Annotated in this window: 1 protein-coding gene and 1 pseudogene; one reads left to right on the top strand and one right to left on the bottom strand. The window is 61.2% G+C overall.

The features are described from left to right. Positions 1–279, top strand: a pseudogene (locus B7G66_RS14825) (DUF932 domain-containing protein); the annotation flags it as partial. Between the two features lie 77 nt (positions 280–356). Here B7G66_RS14825 and B7G66_RS14820 read toward each other — a convergent pair. Further along, positions 357–623 (bottom strand): HU family DNA-binding protein (locus B7G66_RS14820; protein WP_239016143.1); only part of this gene is annotated, 267 nt, incomplete at its 5' end.

The raw sequence follows: 623 nt of genomic DNA, 5'->3' as shown, positions 1-623 counted from the left end.
GCCAGTCCGGCCTCGTTCATCTCGGGCATTCAGGCCTCGCGTCGTGCTCTGGTGGCGAAGAACGATGATGATCGTGAAATCTTCCTGCGTCGTCGCGGGTTCTCGAAACCGGAAACCACGAAGATCATTGAAACGGTGCTGCACGAGGAAGGGCGTAAGCCCGAGAGCGTGTTCGACTTCGTGCAGGGGATTACGGCGCTGGCGCGGACGAAGACCAATCAGGATACGCGGCTGGATCTGGAGGGAAGGGCACGCAAGCTGATGGAGAAGGTCGGATGAACGCGCCCATCATCAGAGGCCAGCGTGATGGGGAAGGGGCGGCGGACGAGGTTCGCCGCCTTTCACCTGTCGGCAGGTCAGTCGTTCAGGCTATCCTTGAGCGCCTTGGCAGGCGTGAAGGTCAGCTTGCGCGAGGCCGCAATCTGGATGGTCGCACCTGTGGCCGGGTTGCGGCCTTCGCGGGCGGCAACTTCTTTCACCTTGAACTTGCCGAAGTTCGGCAGGGTGATTTCGTCACCCGTTTTGGCAGCAGCAGTCATGGTGTCGATCAGCGCGTCCAGCACCTTGCGGGTATCGGTCTTGCTCGTGTCGGTGGTGGTGGCGATATGATCGACCAGATCGGC

The organism is Novacetimonas hansenii JCM 7643 (assembly GCF_000964405.1).
Lineage (GTDB): Bacteria > Pseudomonadota > Alphaproteobacteria > Acetobacterales > Acetobacteraceae > Novacetimonas > Novacetimonas hansenii.
Note: the sequence above shows the minus strand (reverse complement) of the source record. Positions and strands in the feature narration are given on the sequence as shown.